Below are 626 nucleotides of genomic sequence, written 5' to 3' on the forward strand. Positions count from 1 at the left end.
GCCGCATTGTGCTGTGTCATCTGGTCCATCTGATTGACGGTCGAGTTGACCCCCTGCAGCGCACTCGACTGATCGTGGCTGCCGCGGGCGATCGTCTCGACATGCTGACTGATCGTGACGATCTGCGAGCTGATCTTCGCAAGGACCGAACCGGTTTCCTGGACCAGATGCGAGCCGGTATTGACCTCGGCCGTCGACTTGTTGATGAGGACCTTGATCTCCTTGGCCGCCTTGGCGGAGCGCTGCGCCAGTTCACGCACCTCCTGGGCAACGACGGCAAAGCCTTTGCCCGCATCGCCGGCGCGTGCCGCCTCGACGCCGGCATTCAACGCCAGCAGATTGGTCTGGAAGGCGATCTCGTCGATGACGCCGGTGATCTGCTCGATCTGGCGGGAGGCTTCTTCGATCCGGCCCATCGCATCGATCGCATTGTTGACGACGATGGCTGAATCGTCGGCGCTCTGCTTGGCCTGGCGGACGATCTGGTCGGCATCCTTGGCACGTTCCGCCGACGAGCGAACCGTGACGGTGATCTCGTCGACGGCGGCTGCCGTTTCTTCGAGCGAAGCAGCCTGCTGCTCAGTCCGTTTGGCAAGATCCTCGGCCGCCTCGGCCATCTGGTTGCC

Annotated in this window: 1 protein-coding gene; it reads right to left on the minus strand. The window is 62.9% G+C overall.

The genetic code is table 11. The features are described 5' to 3' along the window. On the minus strand, positions 1–626 hold a 626-nt coding region (locus tag PL597_RS26000), incomplete at both ends, for a methyl-accepting chemotaxis protein (protein ID WP_269830283.1).

Origin of the sequence: Agrobacterium sp. ST15.13.013 (genome assembly GCF_027956525.1) — a bacterium.
Taxonomy (GTDB): Bacteria; Pseudomonadota; Alphaproteobacteria; order Rhizobiales; family Rhizobiaceae; genus Agrobacterium; species Agrobacterium salinitolerans.